Genomic DNA, 20399 nt, shown 5'->3' on the forward strand with positions numbered 1-20399 from the left:
CACTCATCGTCAGCGCTCCCGGTTTTGTGGCCGTGCGGGTCGTCTGAGCCGGATTCTAGCGGGTTTTCCATTGATATCGATAAGGAAAATTATCGCTACTGATATCAGATACCCCTTAGATGTATAGTTAAGAGATGCTATCTTTCTCAACACGATGGAAACCTCTGATATCATAGCATCCCTGGATGCCTTTTCCGCCGGACTGGAGAGCGAGCGCGACCCGGTTCAGGTCCGGCTCGACACCTTGGGCGACACCCGCGTGGTCCTGGACGCCACGGACGGGGTGACCCGGGCCCTGCTGGAGCTGGAGCGCACAGCACGTCGGATCCCGGCGGAGCGCCGGCACCCTCTGCTGCGGATCCACGAAGCGGTCGCCCTCACCCGCCTGAACGGCGAGCTGGTCCACGCCGACACCCTGCTGCTGGCCGACCTGGAACGCACCCACTCCCGCATCGTCGGCCCGACCGGAACCGGCCTTCGTGCCTTGAGAGCCTTGCGCGCCCTCGACGACCCCAACACACCGTCCCTGGAAACCGCCTTCCTCCACCTCGATCGCGACATTACCGAATGGCCGGCGGATCGCGGCGCTGATCCCCGGGTGCAGGCAATCCGCCGACTGGTCGAGAAGCTTGAAGCCATCGTCGGCGCCGAGGGACCCGTGCTGGCCCGTCTGTACGAGGTATGGCGGTGTGTCCTGGACACCCCCCTCCCCCAGTCCCCCATCGCCGGCATGGCCGCCGACACAACCCACAAACTCGCCGGCGACGACCCGGCGTGGCTACGCCAGATCGACGCCTTGAATGACACCGACCCCCGGCGGATGTTTGCGGCTGTCGCCCTGTCATGGGCTGCATGGCGCATGGGATGGACACAAGATCGCGGCCTCTGCACCGCGGCAGCCCTGCGCGCCCAGCCTCACCCCCGGGCCTACCCCCAGACCGATCGCGCCGATAAGGCGCTGGCCTGGATGGCGCAGGTGTGTACCCAGGCCGCCGAGCTGACCCGCCTGGAAGTGATCCGGATCACACACGCCCTGGAGCAGCTCGAACACGACGCCGGCGGCCACCGGGACCGGTCCAGGACCACCCTGATCGACTGCCTCTGCGCGCGGCCCGTCATAACGGCCGCACAGCTTGCCGCCGATGCCGGGACGACAAGACCGCCTGCCCTCAGGTTCCTGAACCGCCTGGCTGGCAAAGGGAGTTGCCGGTGGAAAGGTGTCAGACAGACAGGTCGGGTCGCTGAGGCCTCACGGCTGATCGGATGAACAACCCCGTCCAGATCTAGGGGGCACCGCAAGGTTTTACCGTCAGAATACGCTACGGCGGACAAAACAGGAACGCGCTTACTTCGCTGCATAGAGACGCTCATCGTGTGAACGGAGCGGATGGTAGTCCAGCGGGCGTTGGGCTGCCTGCTCCCAGAGATAGTCGCCGGTCAGACTGATATGGGACCAACCGAGCGGCGCGACGTGCGCGAGCAGGCGATGATGGACATCCAAGCCGGTCGATCGGAGGTGCTGCACGGCCCGCTCCATATAAACCGTGTTCCAGTAGACGATGGCGGCGATCACCAAGTTGAGGCCCGAGGCGCGGAAGCTCTGGTTGAGCAGGGTGCGATCGCTGATGCGGCCTTGCCGCTGCGTGTAGATCGCCTGGGCGAGGAAGTGCCGAGCCTCGCCCTTATTCAGGCCCGCCCGGCAGTGGCGCCGAAGATCAGGATCCTCGAGCCAGTCGAGAGTGAACAAAGTGCGCTCGATCCGGCCGATCTCCTGGATCGCTAAGTCGAGCCGGTTCTGCCGCCGGTAAGCGGCGAGCTTCTTGAGGAGGACCGACGGCGCAACGGTTCGGGCCTCGAGCGAGGCTGCGGTGCGGATGACGTCATCCCAACACTCGACGATGGCATCCGTTCGGATCGGCTTTCCCAGGAGGTCTTTCAGGCCGGGATACCGGCTCACGGAGCCGACCGAGGCGAGCTTGCGCTCCACGAGGTCGCGCAGCCACGGCACGAAGCGGAACCCGAGCATATGGCTCAGGCCAAAGACGTGATCGCTGGCTCCGCCGGTATCCGTGTAGTGCTCGGTAATCTCGAGCGACGTGCCAAGCAGCATAAGTCCATCGAGAACATACGGGGCCTCAGAGCCAGTCGATGAGATGACGATCGAACGGTACGAGCCGTGCTGGTCGGAGACATGGGTGTAGAAGCGGACGCCGGGGTCGATGCTGTACTTCGCGTTGACGGCAGCGTGACCGCCGCGGCCACGGCCAGTCCGGACGAACTGCCCGTCCGATGACGAGGTCGCTCCCTTGCCCCAGATGTCGGCAAAGGGATGTGTGTGATGAGCATCAATAATCGTCGCCAAGGCGGCACCATAGGTGTCCTCGCGCAGATACCAGTCATGGGTCCAGGCGAGCTGGGCGTAGCTGACGCCCTGTGAGGCGTTCGCCATCCGCTCGAGGCCCAGATTGGTCGCGTCGGCCAGGATTGCCGCCAGCACGGCATTCGGATTGTCGTGCGGTCGACCGGTTCGAAGATCGGTGAACGCGGCGAGGAAGCCGGTGCGGCGCGCCACCTCGGTCAGCAGTTCGGTCACGCGAACCCTCGGCATGAGGTCGTCGATCATGCGATCGAGGCTGTCGGCCTGCGGCGGCGTGATTGCCGTCAGCGGCGTCACATGCAGCCTGCCGCCACGCAAGTCGACATGCTCGAGCTGGCCGCGCTTCAGCTTTCTCTCGAACCGGCGCAGCCGCCAGTCCAGCAATTGCGTTCGCTCCTGAAGGTAGTGGTGTACATCCAGGTTGAGCGGTAGCTTGGCCGCGTGCTCCGGTACGGCGGATCTCGGGAGTAGGTACCGGTCGAAGCGCTGATAGTTGCGGGTACCGTCGATCCAGATGTCGCCGGACCGCAGCCGGTCGCGCAATGTAGCGCAGATCGCGACTTCGTAGCGGCGTCGATCCACCTTGCCGCCTTGGACCACCAACGCCTTCCATTTCTTCTGTGAGAAGGACATCGGCGCCGTCTCAGGAATTTCGCCTCGGCCCTTGCGGTTCAGCTCACGCAGGATCTCGATGGCCGACAGGACCGGATCGCGCGCCGTGGCCGACTTGAAGGTGAAGGCCTCGATGAATGCGGGGGCGTACCGGCGCAGTGTCATGTATTTCTCGGTAGCCGTCACCAGCGGGTCCTGCTGCGCCATGTCAGCCAACGCCGCGACCTCGGGCTGGGCCCGCACAAGCGTCCACCAGCCGACCTCGTCGTCGAGCACGGAGAAGGCGTCGAGATCCTGGTCACGCGCACCCTGCAGCGCCACGAGCGTCTGATGGAACAGACGCATCAGGCGGCCGACGTCTCTCGTCGTTGATTGATACTGCCGCTCCTTTAGCCTCTTGGCGCGGGTGAACATCATGCCGACCAGTTTGTCGTACATCTCGATCGCGGCGTCTGACAGATGGGTCTCCAGGTCGATCATCTGGGCCACAAGCGTTGCCCGGCGCCGGCGAGCCCCGTACGCGCTCAGCAGAGAGGCAGGTGCCACGGCGCCCTCCCGCACGAACTGGCGGAACCGGCTCTTGTGGATCGCGTCCGCCAGCCTCGGCTCGAGACCGATCTCTCGCACCCTATCGAGGCGGGCGAGGATGTCGGTAAGGTTGCCAGCACTGGGCGCCTCCGGGAATTTGCGCAGCCAGGCCAGTGGGGTGCGCCCTAACGCCGGGTCGTTGACCAACAGGTCGTCGATCTGCGCCAATTGGTCTGTCGTCAGCGACGCGAGCAGTGCGTCTGCTGTCAGTCTCCGCGCCCGGGCGCGGCCCGTGGCCCCGGCACGCTCGAGAGTGCTGACCGCCGGCAGGATGATCTTCCGCTCCCGCAACCCGTTCATCAGGACGTCCGCGATCTCAATACCGCGGTCACTGGACCATGCCGCCGCAGCCGCGATGTCGACCATCAGCGGCATGTCGGATCGTCCCGATGACCGCAACCTGAGCCGCCGAGCCATCTCCTGAGCGTGCTCGATGCGGGTCGGCCGCCGGCGGCCATAGTCGCGATAGACTTCCGGCGGTACGACAAGCTGCCGCGCGAGGTAGCTCAGCAGTTCGTCTGGGACGGGCTCGTTGTCGCGCAGGCCGAAGCCGGGATACCGCAACAGGCAGAGCTGAACAGCGACACCGAGACGGTTACGGTCGCCACGCCGGGCCAGGACAAACTCGATCTCGTCAGGAGTGAGCGTGTAGTGCCGGATCAGTGCAGCATGGTCGGTAGGGATGTCGAAGAGAATACGACGCTCTTCGTCGGTCAGCAGGTTGTATTGCGCCATGCTCGCCTCGCCCTTGGTCGATCGATCCAGACGACCGCAGCGTTGGGTGCGAGTCCAGGCGAATTGGGCGCCAATGCCACCACGATCGGCTCACCCCGGAGACGCGATGTTCAGGTGGTGCGGTTTGTTAACTGCTGCCGCAGGCGTTCCCGGTTTGTCCGCCTTACCGTATTCTGGTGGGAAAACTTTGCGGTGCCCCCATCTAGGCGGCTCTGGCTGGGGTTTTGGGGCTTGCGCCCCAGGCCGACGTCTATCAAGACGCGCTTCATCTCTGCTGCGAGCGGATCGCGGCCGGCCGGGCACAGGCCAAACCAGTGCCAGGGCTCGAAGGGGTCAAGTCGCATCGTTGCCAGCACCACTACCTGTTCTTCGTCGAACAGGACTTGGTTGTCATCATCGTGGCCGTGCATCACGAGCGAATGAACCTGGTCGAGCGCTTGCGCGACCGGCTTTGATATCGGCTCGCCGACCCATCCGCCCAAAAGGGTCGAGGGCCGACAGGCAGCTGGGACTGAGTACGTCTGGTGCGGCTCAGCGGTCATCGGCGTGATCGACGTATCAACGCATTGCGGAATAAGCGCAGCCGGTACAATAGCGTGCGCCGACGAGCGGCACGGGTACTGGAACACGATGTATCTCGAGCGGGCAGCGGATCATCTTCGCGCTCGTGGCGCCGCGGTCCCCGACACCCTGCTCGCGCACGTCTCGCCGATGAGTTGTTCGCACATCGGGCTGACCGGCGATTATCTGTGGGAGCAGGTGGACTTGGTGACTCCCGGAAGCTTCCGAGAGCTGAACGGCCCGGCGGCGCGCCTTCGCTCGGTCGCGCAATTGGCGTTCACAGTTTGCCCGACTTAGCGTGGTTTAGCGAACAAACCTTGAGGTGCCCCCGATGCCGAAAACGTGCCATCACATACTGGGACTAAACATCTAGCCCGCAGACTCGAGAAGTCGCCTGACGCAGCAGCACAAATCGCCGAATTGAGTTAAATGATAACAGCTATCTGGGGCGGCCTTCAAAAGGGAGTTCGGAACGTAATACCAAATGCCAGAAAGGTGATTCCGAACTGCCATAATGTATTACATGACTGCTGTAACGTGTTACCAGTTTTCTGTGTAACGGGGGGAGCACACCTCATTGTGACGATCGGAAATCAGTGATGCTTTGACGGGCCTGCGGCAATAAAGACCAGTTTGAACGTGCGTGCAGATTTCGCTGTCTGCGATCGGAACAACCTGTTGACACTCCACAGGTATCGACTATGCAGCACTTCCTTCTCTCCTCGGAGGCCGTCGACCTTAGCGTCGAGGACATCGCATCCATGTCCGATGCCCAGGTCCGTCGCCTCATCAGGCAGATGCGCTGGCCAGACACCAAGGGCAAGCCGGTCTGCCCGACCTGCAATCACGACCGCGTCTACGAAATGGCGTCGGGCAGGCTGAAGTGCGCGGCGTGTCGCAAGCTCTTCAGCGAGACTTCCGGGACGATCCTGCACAGCCACAAGCTGCCGCTCCGCACCATCCTGATGGCACTGTTCCTGTGGGTGAACGGCGCCAAGGGCGTCGCAGCACTGCACATGCGCCGGAACCTCGCGGTCAGCTACAAGTCCGCCTTCGTCCTACTCCACAAGCTGCGCGAAGCCGTCGGGGACGCCCGAGCCGAGCTCAAGGTGGGAGGCGTTGTCGAGATCGACGCGGCATATGTTGGTGGCGGTCCGGAAGCACGTGTTGCCGGGCAGCACGATCGTGGCCGACGAGCATGCGGCCTACAACGCGCTGCATGCCCGGTACACGGTTCACCGCATCAACCACCGCTGGGAGTATGCCCGGGACGACATCAGTACGAACATTGCGGAGTCGAACCATAGCCGTCTCCGGCGCGCCGAGAAGGGCGTCCACCACCGACTCTCAGGTCAGTATCTGGAAAGTTACGCTCGCGAAATGGCGCACCGCGGAGACCGTAGAAGACGTGCGAACGGCGACGTGTTCCGGGAGATCGGCGAGATGGCTCTCACGCACCCTGTGTCGAGGATCTGGACAGGACGGTGGCAAGCTCGGCCCGGCGGCAAGCCGGAGGTCCGGGAGGCCGATATACGACAGCTGACCTGGACACCACTTGAGCCGTTCGAACCTTGGCGTTGGGCGGCCTGAAAGCCGCTCATATGCACGAGTTCAATTCTCGCGGCAGCCTACGTCTGCTCCAGATGTCAATCGACGGCCGAATAGGACCAAAACACTGATAGTGGGAGCGCGATCTTGCCAGGCCCGAACGACAACAGGTGCTGACCCAAGTAGACTACAAACGCGACCCCCTGGTACCCCTTAGCTGGGCCATCCGACCCAAAAAACCATTCCGCATGCTTGAAATCTGAACTCACTACGTCTGCCGACGCCTTCATTTCAAACAGTGCAAGGCGCCGACGTGGGGCTTCGGCGACGATGTCTATTTCGCGTCCCCGCTGGTCTCGCCAATGATACAGGCGCCATCGTTGGGACTGGTGTGGCAGGCTTTTCTCGAGTTCATTGAATACGAACGTTTCCAGTACCGGTCCCAAGGCTGTTGGATCGGCCGTGAGATCATAGCTGTGCGCGTCTTCGCCGCGGACAGCTGTTGCGACGCCGGTGTCCATCATGTGGATCTTGGGGCGTTTGATTTCGCGGCTGGCGCGACCTGATGCCCACGCCCCAAGCTGATGGACTACACCCAGGTTGATCAGGGCATCCATATACGTTGTTGCAGTCACGTGCTTGATGCCGATGTCTGAGCATAGGTCGGATATGTTCAGTTCATTGGCGGTTCTATAGGCCAGTTGGTCCATCATTCTGCGCAGGTTGTCCGGCCTGCGGACGGGGAATAAGTGTTCGACATCACGTTCCACTATGCTGTCCAAATAGCTCGCGTAGCGATCGGCGCGATCCGGATCTTCAAGGCCGCGAATCTCTGGGTAGCCACCACGAACCATCAGTTCGATGGCTTCCTGGCGGGTGTAGGTGACCGGCTTTGGAAGGGCAGACATAGGCTTCTCATCGAGCGCTGAATCCAGAATCCGCGCAGGACCGGCACCGTGTATCTCGGCAGCACTCAAAGGGCGGAGGGTCAATGTCTGAACACGGCCAGCCAGCGAGTCCAGTGCCTTGGCATAAGTGAAGATGTCGGCGGATCCAGTGAGAAGGAATTGGCCCGGTTGTCTTTCGGTGTCCACGATCCGCTTCAAGGCTAAACCAACCTCGGGTACACGCTGCACTTCGTCTATCACTACCGGGAGTGAGGGAATGACATCTGACCGAAGGCTTGATAACTGAGAGAATGCATCAGTCTCCATGGCCCTGCGAACCGCGCCATCGTCCAGAGTCAGGTAATGACCGATCGGAATTATATCCCGAACCAACGTAGTCTTACCTACCTGCCTCGGACCCACGATGTTCACGACCCTGCTAGTCGCAAGCGCGCGCTGAACCCGACCCGAAAGATGCCGTGGAACGATGGACATCGAGAACCCCAAAGAAACCATTCCACTGTTCATGTTATCAGGTTCGGAGGTTTTTTACCATTAGGGAGTGGGGTTTTTTACCATTAGACTACCGGTTAATTTGCCATCAGAGTTCGGGAATTTTTGCCATCAGGAAGGCTCACGGTCAGCCAATCACCTCCCAAAGCACCGCTCGGTTGGCGCCCTGAACACGGCCGGTCTTCCGGACGATGCCCTGGCGAAACTTAGTGTTCAGGACGGCATTGACCTTCCGGTTGAGCGTGTCGAACTGCCTTGCCGAAACTCTGGGGGAGCCTCGCAACTCGAGCATGCGCTTCGAGATGTCCGTCGTAGACACCGGTCCGACGGCCTCCCGGAGGATGTCGAGGGCCAGCAACGGCGTCTCCCCAGGCCGAAACACCTCGTCCGTGTTCGTCCGCCGCGGCGGCTTGATGGTGGAGAAGTCGTAAGTCGGGTCGATCAGGCGGATGGACGCATCGAGGTGCCCTATGGCCTTTTCGCAGCGGGAGATCTCTTCCTGCATGAAGGAGATTTCCCGAAGGATTTCCTGACGCCGATCGACCAAGGCAGTGATGACAGGGCGGGTCATGAGAGCAGCACCATCTGGTAGCTTGGAGACGGCCTTCGCTACGCTCCGGCCACTTCCAGGCTACCAGATGGTGCCTCAGGCCATCAGCCGCCGGATGGGATCATTTGCGCCATAATTCCGGGAGTTGGCGACATACGGTATCTCGGTTGCGTATTCCGACGGCACCGGCCACCTATTCCGATTTGAAGGCGGCCACGTATTCCGATCCGATGCCGGCCGGCGTTCCGATTTGATGCCGGCCACCTGAGGTGAGAACGCCGGAGCAAAACTCCCTCACTGAAGCGGCCGGATTGTCTGGGTTCGCCGGAGTAAAACTCCATCAGTGATGCCCCTTTGCGATTTGTTGCGAAGGGCGGGGGATGAAGGACGTGGATCTGTATGCGCGCGTGCGGGCCGCGCTGGCAGGAGAGGTTGACCCGCAGCCTCGAGAAGTCGCCTGACACAGCTGCGCAAATCGCGGGCTTTAGTTAAGTGACAACAGCTATCCGGGGCGGGCTTCGAAAGAGAGTCTGGGACGTAATAGCCATGTGCCAGAAGGTGATTCTGAATCACCATAACGTGTTACACAACTGCCGTAATGTATTACACAAGTGCTTAAATATGCTACACGATTCGAATTACCATAATGTGTTACACAACTGCCATAATGTGTTACACAAGTGCTGTAATGTGTTACCAGTTTTCTGTGTAACGGGGGGAGCACACCTCATTGTGGCGATCGGGAGTCAGTGATGCCTTGACGGGCTTGCGGCAAATAAAGACCAGCTTGAACATGCGTGCGGATTTCGCTATCTGCGATCGGCTTTGAGTGACGAAACGTCGAGAAGTCCTCCTGTTGGAGGCCGATATGATCCGAACAAACCCGACCATGGCCGGAAAGCTCTAGCCCCAATCGGGGGCATAATAAGCCGGAACTGAGCGAACCTCAGAACAAGGGCGTAACGGGACCAGCTCAATGCTCGACCGGACAGCTGTGGTCTGGACCCGCGCGACCGGCGGGCCTCGTAAGCTCGGCGTGCTTCAGCGGACCGATGACCGTCTCAGCTTCACGTATGAGGCCGACGCTGTCGATCTACCCGGCATTAGTGTCATGCACGACGTCGATCAGGTCGGGAGGGCACCGCAGGCTTGGGTGGCGACTGACGACAATCCTTTGCCGCCGATGTTCCAGGCGCTGGTCCCGCCTCTTGATCCCGACAACCTGCAAAGGCGCCTTCTGAGCCGAGCTCTGGAGATCCAACGGGGCCCGGTCGACGAAGATTTGGATTGGGAGCTCCTGCTGCTCGGCGGCCGCAATAGCATTGGTCACCTGGACATCTTCCGCGACGATGCGACCGCTTCTGACTGGTACGACCGTGATCGGCAACCGCAGGTCACTGACCTGTCCAAGAGCCCCCTGTGGCGCTTGGCAGCCGAGGCATCACTTCCGACCCCAGATCCGGCGGCACTCGACGCGATCATCGAGATGGTTGGTACTCTGCCGACAGTCGGCGGCGCCATGCCGAAGGTGTTGTTGTCGATCACTCCCCCCGGATCCAACCAGGTGGTCGAAGCTCTGGTGAAGATTCAGAGCAACAAACACGAAGATGTGCTGCTGCTCGAGGATATCGGGTACCGGATGTGTGAGCGCGTTGGATTGCCGACTCCACGGCGCTGGCTTGCAAAGTCGGATGGCGTGACCGTACTGGCGACAGAGCGCTTCGACCGGGTGGATGGCCTGCCTGTTCCCATGGAAAGCCTGTTCTCTGCGATGTATGTCGCCACCGATGGAGAGATGTCGAGCCGGTGGTCGGATGCTCGAACCACGCCGAACTTTGAGATGGTCGGCGATTTCCTCAGAGACCCAAAGAGCCTTGCGACATCAGATCCCGACTCCGATGCCAAGAGCATGCTGAAACGTGTCGTCCTGAACGCCCTGACCGGCAACTCGGACCAGCATCTGGAGAACTTCGCTTTCCTCGGCGAGCGTAGTCACTCTCGGCTCTCTCCGGTATACGATCCGGCGCTGACCCGCGGGTATGCATCATTGCAATGCGTGTCGGTTGTCTCATTCGGCGGTCTGGTGACGATGACCAAGGGCGAGAACGCAGGGATCGGGCATGGGCTCCTATCACTGCATTCCGCATATGGTCTGGCCCGCACGGTCATGCTCGATCTCGCCGACGAGTGTCTCGAAGCGACCCGGGACTTTCCGGACGCCGTTCTGGCCTCTGGAGCCAAGGATCACATCGTTCGACGGCTGATCGCACGCGTTGCAGGGACGCGGTATCGAGTGGAGACGGCTCTGCGCGAGCTTGTGAAATCGGGATAGAAGCAGCCCATCTTGGCCTCGATGCCGTTTTCCAAGCGCGTAACCGATACCCTGTCCGCACCGACCGCGCCTGTTGACTGATCGCCATCACGGCAGACGACTGGCGACATACGGTATCTCGGCGATTGGTTGCTTTTCGAGTTCCAGTTAGCCTTAGACTGCGCTCTTCCGCCAGTCCAACCTGGCTGTCTGGATTCTGGGCGGACTATCCCGATTTTCGCGGCCATCCCCACCAATCTCGCACCGCACCTCCCATGACCCGGGACAAGTCATCGCCACTGAGCCAAGGCATCTCCTCGGTGAACATGGTCACACACTGCCGCCAGGTGCATGGCATCTTGGAGATATCGGTGCCCCAGAACATCCGATCCGGACCGAAGGCGTCGAAGACCTTTCGGACATAGGAATTCATAATCGGGAAGGGATAGCTCTCGCTGGAGTACCCTGGCACGCCGGTGGCCTTGACGGCGACGTTCGGCAGTCTGGCGAGCTTCAAAAGATCGGGTATATGCGTCATCGCGGCATCATCCTTGAGTGATGTATTGCCACCCTTGCCGCCGAGATGATCGATGCTTAGCCGCAGGCCGGGGTGCGCGGCGGCGATGTCCCCCAAGATTTCAAACGATCCCGTCGCCAAAGTGGTCACGGGAATGTCGAACTGCTCGGCGGTGTCCCAGAACCAACCCAGTTCGCCATCGTGCAGGCGGCGGCGGTTCTCGCCCTCAAGGAACATGCACCGCAAGCCACGCATACCTGGTTGCTCTCGCCAACGTTCCATCAACGCTCGACTGGCCTTCGGTTGTCCCAGGTCCACGGCACCGATGATGGCGAAGCGGCCAGGATAGTCTTCGACTGCTTTGATCGCGAGGTCGGTTGAACCGGGATCCCATGATGGCGGGTGGATCACCGCGGCATCGACACCGGCTTCATCCATCATTGCAACGGCTTCTGCCGTGCTGAACGAGGTCACCTGCCAGTGAGCCATGTTGCTTGGCAGCCCAGTGCCCCAGAGATGTATCTGCGCGTCAACGATCTGCATTTCTCTCTCCCGCGCCCACCCAATTAGCTAGTTACCCAGCACTTCTGTCACACCAGCAATGGCCTGATGCGCCACAGTGGGGCTCGCGATGCAGCGTACCTTCGTCGCCCCCGAAGCCCCAGTCTGTGCGCCTGCCTTGAGTGTGCAGTCGCGAGGTTTCCCGTTCAGGACTGTTTGAATTCCCCAGGGCAAGCGATATCCTGGTCCAGGAGTTCCGGCTCCGACCGACCGCTCGAGCGCCTAGCGGTCGTTAAATATGAAGCCCCCTTCGGGGTGTCAGGTCCGGGCGAGCGCCGTTTATCGAGGCCAGACCATAGGGATCGAATATCGATTGCCAGGAACCGGCTGGCACTGCTCAGGCGGCGGCTGCGTCAGAGCGGTCGACTTCTCCGATCCTGTCCGAGAACCGCGTCATAGCCGTGACCCGAACGACATTAGGTTCAAAGGACCCTGAATAGATCTCTGTCTGTAGGTATGTCTTCTCGGCTTCGAGATCGATCTCGGGAACATCTCGATACCAGGCCTTTGGGTTACCATCGCTTCCGTCGTTCCAGCGATATCCCCGTGCCTTCAGCAGGTCTTTGAGGTCGAACGGGCTATCGAGCGCCCAGATCCGTGACGTCGCCTTCCGGGCGGTTTGGAGAAGCATTCGAAGTATCGGCGTCTCAGTTCCCGGGAAAGGGCGCGCCAGGATCTCGAGCAGCATCTCGCAATCAGCGATCGCTCTGTGCCCTGTGTGGAACATGCCAAAGCACATGGCGAGATAGTCGAGTTTCGCGCTCCCGATGCCTGCATCGGCCCACGGCACTTCGGCGAGAGAGCATCCCCATCCCTTGTTGGCAAAGACAGGATGGAACCGTTCTGCGAACCGTCTGTCGAAAGCTGAATTGTGAGCAATGACGATAACAGCTGGGTCGACCAACCGCTCCACGGCCTCAAGGTCGATCGTATGGCCCGCGACCATCTCGTCCGTGATGCCGGTAAGGCGGGTGACGTCTGCCGGTATCGACCGCCCTGGGTCATTGAAGGACTGAAATCTATTGAGCACCCGGCACACCTGATCCCGAGCATCGTACTCGAAGCTCAGCATGGCCAACTCAATCACCGCGTCCGTCCGCGGATCCAGTCCCGTCGTCTCCGTGTCTAGGATGATGCCGGTCTTGGTCTCGCCCTCGGGCTCGGCGAATTGATCGCGGCTAACCCTCCGTCGCAGCACGCGGTAATCCGGGCTGGGCTCCAGCGCAGCCGCAAGAGATTCGTAGTCGGTCGGATGAATCATTCCCCGCAGTGCGTTTGGCAGAATGGCAGTCGAAGGGTGTAGCTGATTCTTAAAATGACCATCTTAGCCTTCTGCGATCTCAAGCTGATATGGCTAGAATTCCTTCGAATCCTCAAGATTGGCTTTGGGGATCCTGATGCCTTCCATTCCGGAATCAGAAAAGAAAACAATTCCTTCCCGCTCCATCGCTCTCGCCAATCGCTCAAGCGTGGCTGCGCGGGCTCTTCCATCTTTTCCTTCTATACGGCCGATAACCGACTGATGCACCCCGGATTCCTGGGACAACTCACGTTGACTCCAGCCAAGCAGGGCTCTCGCTGCCCGTAGCATTCGAATGCTTGGAAGCATTTCCTATGCTCCGACACCGAAACTGACTCTCCAAGGATTTCAGATAAAGAAGATTATCTATCGCTAATACGGCATATATGATCGCACTTACGCGATAGTATATGCGTTGGCTGAATGATCCAGGCGCACGAATCAGCTCGCAGAACGAGGCTAGAACAGTGCGATGCGGTGGCAGGCAAGAATTTGCGCGGAGGAATCATGGCCCGTGAACAAAGATTTCCGTGAATTGGATACGTGCCGGATGAAACTCGATGACTGACGCAACGACAGCGCAGGAAACCCTCAGCTGGGTGAGAACGCGCTCGGGGTATTTCCGGCTTGGAACGCCAGAGGGCGCCAAGTGATCCACCTACGTCCATCAATCTCACGGAGCATCCAATGATCTTTCTCACCGCCCGAGGCGTGTCGCCACACATCGACCGCTGCGAGCGGCTGCTGACGGACCTCAAGGCAATCCGGGAGGGTACCGGACCCAGCGAGGCCGAACTCGCGACGGCGCCGTTGATCGATCAGTTCAGCAAAGTTTATGCGCCGGTCCCTTGCTTGACCGGGTTCATCCATGGGCATCCCGGGATTCCTGATGGTCCGGGCCGGACGTCGGATCTGTGGGTGGTGGCGCCGGACCAAGGCTGCGTTCGGACCTTGTCCCGATACTACCGGCTCGGTCAACCGAAACCGTCGCCTCGCCAAGGACTTTGAGGCGCCCATCGCCTCCGCCGAGGCCTTCCTTCACGCCGCCTCTGTCATGCTCCTCGCATGGCGGATCGCACAGGCGTCATGAGTTTCGAGTCCGATCTTCATATAAAGCGATTATATATCGCGAATACGATATACATGATCGTGATTATGCGATAATATATGCCCCTACTGAATGATCCGGGTGCACGGATCAGTTCGCAGAACGAGGCTAGAACAGCGCGATGCAGTGGCAGGCAAGGATTTGCGCGGAGGAATCATGGCCCGCGGACAAAAAGCTCCGTGAGTTGGATACGTGCCAAGCTATAGGGATGAAACCCGATGACTGACGCAACGACAGCGCAGGAACGACGGGCTCGCACATTCCTTCGTCGATCGCGCGCCGCAAAGGAAAAGCGGCACCTGCCGACACTCGCTGAACTTCTGCTTGGTATGTCGTTCTTCGGTGAGCAGATCGATACCGACGCCAAGGAGTTCGTCGAGCGCCTCCTGGTAGGCCTGCAGAAAAAGATCTCCAAAGAACCAGAACTGGCGGGGCTGAAGGGTGAACTGATTCCTCTGACAATGGTCCCGTCAGTGTCGGAATTTCGCTCGGCGGCGAGCAAACTCCGAGAGAGCGAGGCGAAATGACTGACGCAACGACACCGGCGGAACGACGGGCTCGCACATTCCTTCGTCGATCACGCGCCGCGAAGGAAAAGCGGCACCTGCCGACACTCGCTGAACTTCTGCTTGGTATGTCGTTCTTCGGTGAGCGAATCGATACCGACGCCAAGGAGTTCGCCGAGCGCCTCCTGGTACGCCTGCAGAAAGAGATCTCCAAAGAACCAGAACTGGCGGGGCTGAAGGGTGAACTGATTCCTCTGACAATGGTCCCGTCAGTAACACAATATCGCTCAGCCGCGCTGAAGCTTCGAGAGGTCCAGGGGATTAGGCGCGCCAACCTGAAAGAGTTCGCTCTGCGCTGCGATCTGTATGCGGCTTGCCACGGTTGCGAAGAGAGCGCGCTGAGGATCGCGGCGAAAGCTGTCGACATTGTGGAGCGGGATACTATCGACATCGGGGACCAGGAACTTACTGTCCTCATCCAAAGCGCGTTGGGTTGGCTCCGAAACTCCCACTTCCCAGCCAGCGTCGACCAGTATCGGAGAGAAAGGGTTGCTTCGATTGGCGAGTCCCTCCTCCGGTTCGTAGCTCGTAATTCCGAGCCGAATGACCCTCTGGATATGCTAGGTTTGGAGAATGCAGACAGCACGGGCAATTCCGAAACGGAGTTCCCGCGTTCTGAGCCTGGATCAGCGAAAAGAGTCGCCGATAGCGGTCTGTCGGCCGTCGTATTCACAGCGATTGGCAACCGCGAGACCTCCGAGGGCCGCCGTGTCTCCCAATCCTTTAGCAGTGTCGTGGGCAAGCCCCTGCCGCTTGTGGGCTGCCCCAACCTAACCGATGTCCGAGCAGCACTTGTCGCCGAATACCCGTACGCGGAGCCGGTGATCAGTACTTTGCTTGAAGAGGTGGCGCTGCGTCCGCACGTCGCCCTTCGGCCAGCCGTCCTGGTCGGAGAACCCGGTGTCGGGAAAACCCGCTTCACCCGCCGGGTTCTGAGTGCGCTGGGAATCCAAGCGCACCTTTACTCCTGTGGCGGTGTTGCCGACGCTTCGTTGGCTGGAACCTCGCGCAGGTGGTCGACCGGTGAGCCTTCGTTGCCCGTCGCCCAGATCTGGCAACACCGCTGTGCGTCACCTGCGATCATTCTGGACGAGATCGAGAAGGTCGGCACTTCTCGCCACAACGGCAACGTCCTGGATGCGCTGTTGGGCTTCTTCGAGGTCCAGTCAGCGAGCACCTGGCACGATCCCTATATCGAGGCGCCGGTCGACCTCTCGCACGTCATCTGGATCGGCACGGCCAACAGCGTTGCGGACTTGTCGCCGCCGCTTCGGGATCGATGCCGAATTATCCAGTATCCGTCGCCGGATCTCAGTCACCTGCCGCAGTTGGCCTCTCAAATCCTGGGCGACCTGATGACCGAGCGCGGTCTGGACGCAAGGTGGGGAAGCCCGCTGTCGGGACAGGAACTCGATGCCATCGCGCAGGTGTGGGTGGGCGGATCCGTTCGGGTTCTCCGGCGGCTCGTCGAGGGCGTGATGAGTGTGCGGGAGCGGCTACAGCCCCGCCATTGAGAACAAACGGTATGAGCGCGGAGATCGGAAACATCGATCCGGCCGTCAGTTGCAAGTCGAAATTGAGGAGAGGGACTAGCCGTGAACACGAGCAATCAGAACCGGTTTCGGACCGAGATCGACGTGTTCCAGCGACTGCGTGCCGACCTAATAGCCATCGCGGCCGGTGATGGCCCGACGGAGGCCGAACTGGCAGCCGCGCCCATTGTCGACCTCTATGAGGTAACAACGCGTTCGCTGCCCGCCATAGCAGGTCAGATCGATGGCCAATCGTTCGGTCCCTCGGATTGCCGCGAAGCGTCACTGCTCATCCTGTACGCACCCAAGCTCGGTTGGGTGATGACGCGCTCAGGGTATTTCCGGCTTGGAGCGCCAGCGACCTCCAAGTGACCCAGTTACCCCCTAATCTCACGGAGCATCCGATGATCTTCCTGACCGCCCGAGGCCTGTCGCCATACATCGAATTGTACATCGATCGCTGCGACCGGTTGCTGTCGGACCTCAAGGCAATCCGGGAGGGCGCCGGTCCCACCGAGGCTGAACTGGCAGCAGCACCTCTGATCGATCAGTTCAGCAAGGTTTATGAACCGGTCCCTTGCTTGACCGGGTTCATCCACGGGCATCCCGGGCTTCCCGATGGTCCGGGCCGTACGTCTGATTTGTGGGTGGTGGCGCCGGACCAGGGCTGGGTTCGGACCTTGTCCAGGTATTACCGACTCGGTCAGCCGATGGAGGAGAGTGCTGTGCCGGAGGAGCTACTGGCGCGCAAGGTTCACTGACCTTCGATCTCCAATCGCTATACGCGGCATCGGCTACCCGGCCGCTCGCCAGACAGTTAAAAGCGCGCAGGACCGGAGGAAGCACGGATGCCGGAGCTTTTGCGAAACGCCGTCCGATGCCTGCAGTGCCGCGACGTGATCGAAAGCAGGCACTCCCACGACTATGTGACCTGCAGCTGCGGCAACATCGCCGTCGATGGAGGGCCATCTTACGATAGGCTTTCTGGGCGAGGGCTCGACGACGCTTCGTACGAGCCTCTTCACGTTTATCTGGACGGCCAACTTGCTGCAGGCCGTCAGTTCATCCCGTTTCTCAATGGCGTCGTTTGGTGGGATCGCGGCGACGGTTTGGCACTGAATCGCCTGTTCGCCGCTTTGATGACCGGGACGATCCCGGCGCCGGACCAAATGAGCGTGGCCGGTCAGCGACGGCTTGGATACCTCGCAGAGATCGTGCTGACGATGTCACCGGAACCTTGGGCGGAGAAGAAGCTGTTGGCGCTCGTTGTAGATCTTCGAGAGCGGCTTCGGTCGGAACCGGTTCAGGGGGAGGCGATGGATCAGTTATGGCTGCCAAGCAAAATCGCGGGGCCGGACGACAGAGCGATCAAGTGGGGGTTGGTTGTCGGACTCAGTGAGCGGTTACGTCGTGTATTTAACAAGAGAATTGAGTGATTAGGCGCGAAAAGGATGGCCTCAGCATGCTATTTTGCGGGCAGCAACAGCCCGGCCTTCGCCTTCGACAGATCCGGCGGCGCCACCGTCACGCCGAGGGCCTGGATGATCTGTTCTATTCCTCGGTACATACAAGGTAGCTACCCGGTAGCCATCGGATATTAATGAGATAGACGGTACCATTAAAATACCCGGTATCAATTTCTACCTTATATTAACAATATATCGCATACCACATACTAAAACAGTATTGCCTATATAGGCGGTACCTTGTATTTTACAGATAGACGCTACCTACTATATAGATACGGCTCATTTTTATCTGGGGGCTCGAATGCCTATCATCAGCATCGCCAACTCAAAGGGCGGAGCGGGCAAAACCACGCTTTGCTTGGTGCTCGCTCAAGCCATCGCTGACGCCGGTAAACGCGTTCTGATCCTCGACGCAGATCCAAACCGACCAATCCAAACCTGGGCGTCCCGTCTGAACGACCGCGGCACATCGGCCTTAAGTCAGCTCTCGGTCGACGGAGATGTCACTGAGAGCAATATCGTCGATAAAATTGACGCCGCGCGCGAGACCAACGATTTCGTCCTGATTGACCTTGAGGGCACCGCCAGCGTCGCCGTCAGCTACGCCGTGGGACAGTCAGACTTTGTCCTCATCCCGCTTCAGGGAAGTCAGCTGGACGCCGATCAGGCGGCTCGCGTGATTGGGCTTATCCGACAGAATGCAAAGGCATACCGCCGTGAGATCCCATTCGGCGTCATCTTCACGCGTGTAAATCCCGCGATCAAACCGCGCGATCTCGCCCACATCGAACAGGCCTTGGCAGAAAACAAGATCCCGGTTTTTGAAACCCGACTCTATGAACGGGCCGCTTTCCGGTCGATTTTCCAGGTTGGGATGACACTCCAAGAGCTCACTCCGGCTATCGTTAGCCGGCCAGAGGTCGCTGTGGAGAACGCTTTAGCTGTAGCCCAGGAACTGATCGATCGCTTGGCAGGGGAGATTCGTGATGTCGCGTGATGACGGCCGAGCCGAGATACCGCGCGCCCGGTTGAATTTCGGTTCCCTTGATACCGCCGCGTTACCTTCTTCGAAACAATCGTCAGATCATCTTAATTCGCCGGAACGTCCCGCGGCACCTCGTTTGGACCCTACATTGGCTGCGACAGCAGGTGTTCGTTCTGGGTTCGGGCCAAGGAGCCCTGAGACGAAAATTGATGGTCGCCGCTTACGTGGTAAAGGTCGAACACAACAGCTCAATGTAAAAGTAACGCCGGATTTTCATGCCACCCTTCTGCTACGCGCTCAAGAATATGGATCCGTTGCAGATTATCTTGAGTACCTGCTGTCATTAGATGGAGATTTCTCCCCTTAAGTGCTCCGGCGATAAAACATAGATGCTGATCTGCCAGCATTACGACAATGTCATGACGTTACTCACCCTGACAATGATGGGCATGTAGGTGATTAGCGTCTCTTCATTTCCTTATCCCAATTCCTGACATATCTGAAGATTATAAGACAGGTTATATGTAGAGGGTGTGCAAACCATCAAACGACTCGCGAGTCGGGGTGTGTGAATCATCAAACAGGGGTGTGCAAATCGTCAAACAGGGGTGTGTGAACCATCAAACGGTGCGCGGTTCGTCAAACTCGATTCAGCCGAATCGTCGCAAAGAAGCACCAAACTGGGTCCGAATACGCTGTGGTCACCGCGAAGCCCCTAAAATAGCCACTCTGATGCGGCGGTGGTGGCCTGACTTTCGAGCGCCCGCACCGAAAGTTTGACGATTCACACACCCCCATCTGACGGATTCGAATATCTAGGGGGTGTGTAGATCATCAAACTCCATATGCTGTTAAGGGTGCGTCATTCGTCAAATCATCGCGGGCGCTTGCTGTTAATATGGAGGGGCGATCGAGGAGGCCCCGATGAACGACGAACCACAGCAGCTCGCACTGATCCCGTCGGACAGCGACGATGCGGTCGAGCCCTATTTTCTGCATGGTGGTTTCTGCGTCGTCGGTCTGCCTCATACGCGTCCACAGTTCGAGCATCAGAGCTGGATTCGCTCGATCCCTGGCTATTCCCTAACCATTCGGCCAGGCGAGGTGACGATCGAAAATCGAAGTGTCGCCGTCGGCTTGCCGTACGGGCCAGTAGCGCGGTTGATCAATATCTACCTGCACAGCGAAGCGACGAAGACTCGCTCGCCGATGATCGATGTCGGGCGATCGATGCATGATTGGTTCCGCCGGCTCGACATGTCGGTGAACGGCCAGAACTACAGTCGGGTCCGCGACCAACTTTGGCGCATCGCCCGGTCGTCGCTGACGATCAAACGTGAAGATGAACGCAGCTTCCAACTCCAGGATGCCCGGATGATTTCCGGGTTAGATGCGCTTAAAGACGAAAGTGGAGGTTGGATCCGAACGATCGAGATCGCGCCGGAATTTTTCGAGCACTTGCAGCGCCATGCGACACCGATTGATCCCCAGGCCATTGCTGCGCTGAAGAGCTCCAGCTTGGCGCTCGACGTCTATTTGTATCTCGCCAACCGGTTGCCGAAGCTGAAATCGCCTCTCCGACTCACCTGGCATGATCTTGGAAATCACTTCGGTGGTCTGGATGCGTCAAGGACCCGAGCCGCGATCTCCGGCGAGGGTGAAGACGAGAAGGGGGGGGG

General features: G+C 59.7%; 20 protein-coding genes and 2 pseudogenes. 15 read left to right on the forward strand and 7 right to left on the reverse strand.

Annotated elements, in window-relative coordinates; genetic code table 11:
- Positions 1 to 154: 154 nt before the first annotated feature.
- The gene (locus tag BLS34_RS24395; protein WP_093154577.1) at positions 155 to 1267 is read left to right on the forward strand and encodes a hypothetical protein; all 1113 of its coding nucleotides are present in this window, start codon (positions 155 to 157) and stop codon (positions 1265 to 1267) included.
- 78 nt (positions 1268 to 1345) lie between these two features.
- Here the strand turns inward: BLS34_RS24395 and BLS34_RS24400 are convergent, their stop codons facing one another.
- Both BLS34_RS24400 and BLS34_RS26585 read right to left on the reverse strand, forming a co-directional pair.
- Positions 1346 to 4312, reverse strand: coding sequence for a Tn3 family transposase (locus BLS34_RS24400; RefSeq protein ID WP_093154579.1), 2967 nt, complete (start codon positions 4310 to 4312; stop codon positions 1346 to 1348).
- A gap of 110 nt (positions 4313 to 4422) precedes the next feature.
- The gene (locus BLS34_RS26585) at positions 4423 to 4941 is read right to left on the reverse strand and encodes a hypothetical protein (protein ID WP_425441475.1); all 519 of its coding nucleotides are present in this window, start codon (positions 4939 to 4941) and stop codon (positions 4423 to 4425) included.
- Position 4942: 1 nt separating this feature from the next.
- On the opposite strand from BLS34_RS26585, the gene BLS34_RS24410 reads away from it, so the two are divergent.
- The 3 genes and pseudogenes from BLS34_RS24410 (at position 4943) to BLS34_RS26795 (ending at position 6463) form a co-directional block, all read left to right on the forward strand.
- Complete coding sequence (locus BLS34_RS24410) at positions 4943 to 5170, forward strand: Tn3 family transposase (protein WP_093154585.1); 228 nt, start codon at positions 4943 to 4945, stop codon at positions 5168 to 5170.
- 464 nt (positions 5171 to 5634) lie between these two features.
- A pseudogene (locus BLS34_RS26790) lies at positions 5635 to 5763 on the forward strand (transposase); the annotation flags it as partial.
- A gap of 250 nt (positions 5764 to 6013) precedes the next feature.
- On the forward strand, positions 6014 to 6463 hold the full coding sequence (locus BLS34_RS26795) for a transposase (RefSeq protein ID WP_425441476.1): 450 nt from the start codon (positions 6014 to 6016) through the stop codon (positions 6461 to 6463).
- Positions 6464 to 6519: 56 nt separating this feature from the next.
- Here the strand turns inward: BLS34_RS26795 and BLS34_RS24420 are convergent, their stop codons facing one another.
- Together BLS34_RS24420 and BLS34_RS24425 are read right to left on the reverse strand one after the other, a co-directional pair.
- Positions 6520 to 7836, reverse strand: a complete 1317-nt coding sequence (locus tag BLS34_RS24420; protein ID WP_342740650.1) for an ATP-binding protein — start codon at positions 7834 to 7836, stop codon at positions 6520 to 6522.
- Positions 7837 to 7948: 112 nt separating this feature from the next.
- The gene (locus tag BLS34_RS24425) at positions 7949 to 8392 is read right to left on the reverse strand and encodes a hypothetical protein (protein WP_093154587.1); all 444 of its coding nucleotides are present in this window, start codon (positions 8390 to 8392) and stop codon (positions 7949 to 7951) included.
- Positions 8393 to 9347: 955 nt separating this feature from the next.
- On the opposite strand from BLS34_RS24425, the gene BLS34_RS24430 reads away from it, so the two are divergent.
- The gene (locus BLS34_RS24430; protein ID WP_093154590.1) at positions 9348 to 10703 is read left to right on the forward strand and encodes a type II toxin-antitoxin system HipA family toxin; all 1356 of its coding nucleotides are present in this window, start codon (positions 9348 to 9350) and stop codon (positions 10701 to 10703) included.
- Between the two features lie 205 nt (positions 10704 to 10908).
- On the opposite strand, the gene BLS34_RS24435 is transcribed toward BLS34_RS24430, so the two are convergent.
- The 3 genes from BLS34_RS24435 to BLS34_RS24445 all read right to left on the reverse strand — a co-directional run bounded on the left by BLS34_RS24435 (position 10909) and on the right by BLS34_RS24445 (position 13369).
- Positions 10909 to 11742: an amidohydrolase family protein gene (locus tag BLS34_RS24435; protein WP_093154593.1), complete on the reverse strand. Its 834-nt coding sequence runs from the start codon at positions 11740 to 11742 to the stop codon at positions 10909 to 10911.
- 355 nt (positions 11743 to 12097) lie between these two features.
- Complete coding sequence (locus tag BLS34_RS24440) at positions 12098 to 13021, reverse strand: 3'-5' exonuclease (protein ID WP_093154595.1); 924 nt, start codon at positions 13019 to 13021, stop codon at positions 12098 to 12100.
- A 93-nt stretch (positions 13022 to 13114) separates the two neighbouring features.
- On the reverse strand, positions 13115 to 13369 hold the full coding sequence (locus BLS34_RS24445; protein WP_093154598.1) for a helix-turn-helix domain-containing protein: 255 nt from the start codon (positions 13367 to 13369) through the stop codon (positions 13115 to 13117).
- A 378-nt stretch (positions 13370 to 13747) separates the two neighbouring features.
- On the opposite strand from BLS34_RS24445, the gene BLS34_RS26105 reads away from it, so the two are divergent.
- From BLS34_RS26105 to BLS34_RS24485, 10 genes and pseudogenes are all read left to right on the forward strand, one after another.
- Positions 13748 to 14068 (forward strand): DUF6634 family protein, encoded by a 321-nt coding sequence (locus BLS34_RS26105; protein WP_175474377.1) that lies wholly within the window; start codon positions 13748 to 13750, stop codon positions 14066 to 14068.
- A pseudogene (locus BLS34_RS25700) lies at positions 14037 to 14150 on the forward strand (IS5/IS1182 family transposase); the annotation flags it as partial. The gene BLS34_RS26105 and the pseudogene BLS34_RS25700, both read left to right, overlap by 32 nt.
- A gap of 236 nt (positions 14151 to 14386) precedes the next feature.
- Positions 14387 to 14695 carry a hypothetical protein gene (locus tag BLS34_RS25705; RefSeq protein ID WP_139189470.1) on the forward strand — a complete coding sequence of 103 codons (309 nt, stop codon included), beginning with the start codon at positions 14387 to 14389 and terminating at the stop codon, positions 14693 to 14695.
- Positions 14692 to 16248, forward strand: a complete 1557-nt coding sequence (locus BLS34_RS24460; protein WP_093154605.1) for an AAA family ATPase — start codon at positions 14692 to 14694, stop codon at positions 16246 to 16248. Before BLS34_RS25705 ends, BLS34_RS24460 begins: the two co-directional genes overlap by 4 nt.
- Positions 16249 to 16329: 81 nt before the next feature.
- Positions 16330 to 16638 carry a hypothetical protein gene (locus BLS34_RS24465; RefSeq protein WP_093154608.1) on the forward strand — a complete coding sequence of 103 codons (309 nt, stop codon included), beginning with the start codon at positions 16330 to 16332 and terminating at the stop codon, positions 16636 to 16638.
- 32 nt (positions 16639 to 16670) lie between these two features.
- Positions 16671 to 17027, forward strand: coding sequence for a DUF6634 family protein (locus BLS34_RS24470; RefSeq protein WP_093154611.1), 357 nt, complete (start codon positions 16671 to 16673; stop codon positions 17025 to 17027).
- Between the two features lie 87 nt (positions 17028 to 17114).
- Positions 17115 to 17702, forward strand: a complete 588-nt coding sequence (locus tag BLS34_RS24475; RefSeq protein WP_093154613.1) for a DUF7695 domain-containing protein — start codon at positions 17115 to 17117, stop codon at positions 17700 to 17702.
- Between the two features lie 334 nt (positions 17703 to 18036).
- The gene (locus BLS34_RS24480; protein WP_093154616.1) at positions 18037 to 18732 is read left to right on the forward strand and encodes a ParA family protein; all 696 of its coding nucleotides are present in this window, start codon (positions 18037 to 18039) and stop codon (positions 18730 to 18732) included.
- Complete coding sequence (locus BLS34_RS25710; protein ID WP_139189471.1) at positions 18722 to 19087, forward strand: hypothetical protein; 366 nt, start codon at positions 18722 to 18724, stop codon at positions 19085 to 19087. Before BLS34_RS24480 ends, BLS34_RS25710 begins: the two co-directional genes overlap by 11 nt.
- A gap of 557 nt (positions 19088 to 19644) precedes the next feature.
- Positions 19645 to 20399 (forward strand): replication protein RepA (locus BLS34_RS24485; protein ID WP_093154618.1); only part of this gene is annotated, 755 nt, incomplete at its 3' end.

It is taken from the genome of Thalassobaculum litoreum DSM 18839 (genome assembly GCF_900102465.1).
GTDB lineage: Bacteria > Pseudomonadota > Alphaproteobacteria > Thalassobaculales > Thalassobaculaceae > Thalassobaculum > Thalassobaculum litoreum.

Excerpts from the sequence above, each read along its gene's own strand:
- BLS34_RS24395 (WP_093154577.1), top strand. The coding sequence starts at position 155 with ATGGAAACCTCTGATATCATAGCATCCCTGGATGCCTTTTCCGCCGGA.
- BLS34_RS24400 (WP_093154579.1), bottom strand. The coding sequence starts at position 4,312 with ATGGCGCAATACAACCTGCTGACCGACGAAGAGCGTCGTATTCTCTTC.
- BLS34_RS24410 (WP_093154585.1), top strand. The coding sequence starts at position 4,943 with ATGTATCTCGAGCGGGCAGCGGATCATCTTCGCGCTCGTGGCGCCGCG.
- BLS34_RS26795 (WP_425441476.1), top strand. The coding sequence starts at position 6,014 with ATGTTGGTGGCGGTCCGGAAGCACGTGTTGCCGGGCAGCACGATCGTG.
- BLS34_RS24420 (WP_342740650.1), bottom strand. The coding sequence starts at position 7,836 with ATGAACAGTGGAATGGTTTCTTTGGGGTTCTCGATGTCCATCGTTCCA.
- BLS34_RS24425 (WP_093154587.1), bottom strand. The coding sequence starts at position 8,392 with ATGACCCGCCCTGTCATCACTGCCTTGGTCGATCGGCGTCAGGAAATC.
- BLS34_RS24430 (WP_093154590.1), top strand. The coding sequence starts at position 9,348 with ATGCTCGACCGGACAGCTGTGGTCTGGACCCGCGCGACCGGCGGGCCT.
- BLS34_RS24435 (WP_093154593.1), bottom strand. The coding sequence starts at position 11,742 with ATGCAGATCGTTGACGCGCAGATACATCTCTGGGGCACTGGGCTGCCA.
- BLS34_RS24440 (WP_093154595.1), bottom strand. The coding sequence starts at position 13,021 with ATGATTCATCCGACCGACTACGAATCTCTTGCGGCTGCGCTGGAGCCC.
- BLS34_RS24445 (WP_093154598.1), bottom strand. The coding sequence starts at position 13,369 with ATGCTTCCAAGCATTCGAATGCTACGGGCAGCGAGAGCCCTGCTTGGC.
- BLS34_RS26105 (WP_175474377.1), top strand. The coding sequence starts at position 13,748 with ATGATCTTTCTCACCGCCCGAGGCGTGTCGCCACACATCGACCGCTGC.
- BLS34_RS25705 (WP_139189470.1), top strand. The coding sequence starts at position 14,387 with ATGACTGACGCAACGACAGCGCAGGAACGACGGGCTCGCACATTCCTT.
- BLS34_RS24460 (WP_093154605.1), top strand. The coding sequence starts at position 14,692 with ATGACTGACGCAACGACACCGGCGGAACGACGGGCTCGCACATTCCTT.
- BLS34_RS24470 (WP_093154611.1), top strand. The coding sequence starts at position 16,671 with ATGATCTTCCTGACCGCCCGAGGCCTGTCGCCATACATCGAATTGTAC.
- BLS34_RS24475 (WP_093154613.1), top strand. The coding sequence starts at position 17,115 with ATGCCGGAGCTTTTGCGAAACGCCGTCCGATGCCTGCAGTGCCGCGAC.
- BLS34_RS24480 (WP_093154616.1), top strand. The coding sequence starts at position 18,037 with ATGCCTATCATCAGCATCGCCAACTCAAAGGGCGGAGCGGGCAAAACC.
- BLS34_RS25710 (WP_139189471.1), top strand. The coding sequence starts at position 18,722 with ATGTCGCGTGATGACGGCCGAGCCGAGATACCGCGCGCCCGGTTGAAT.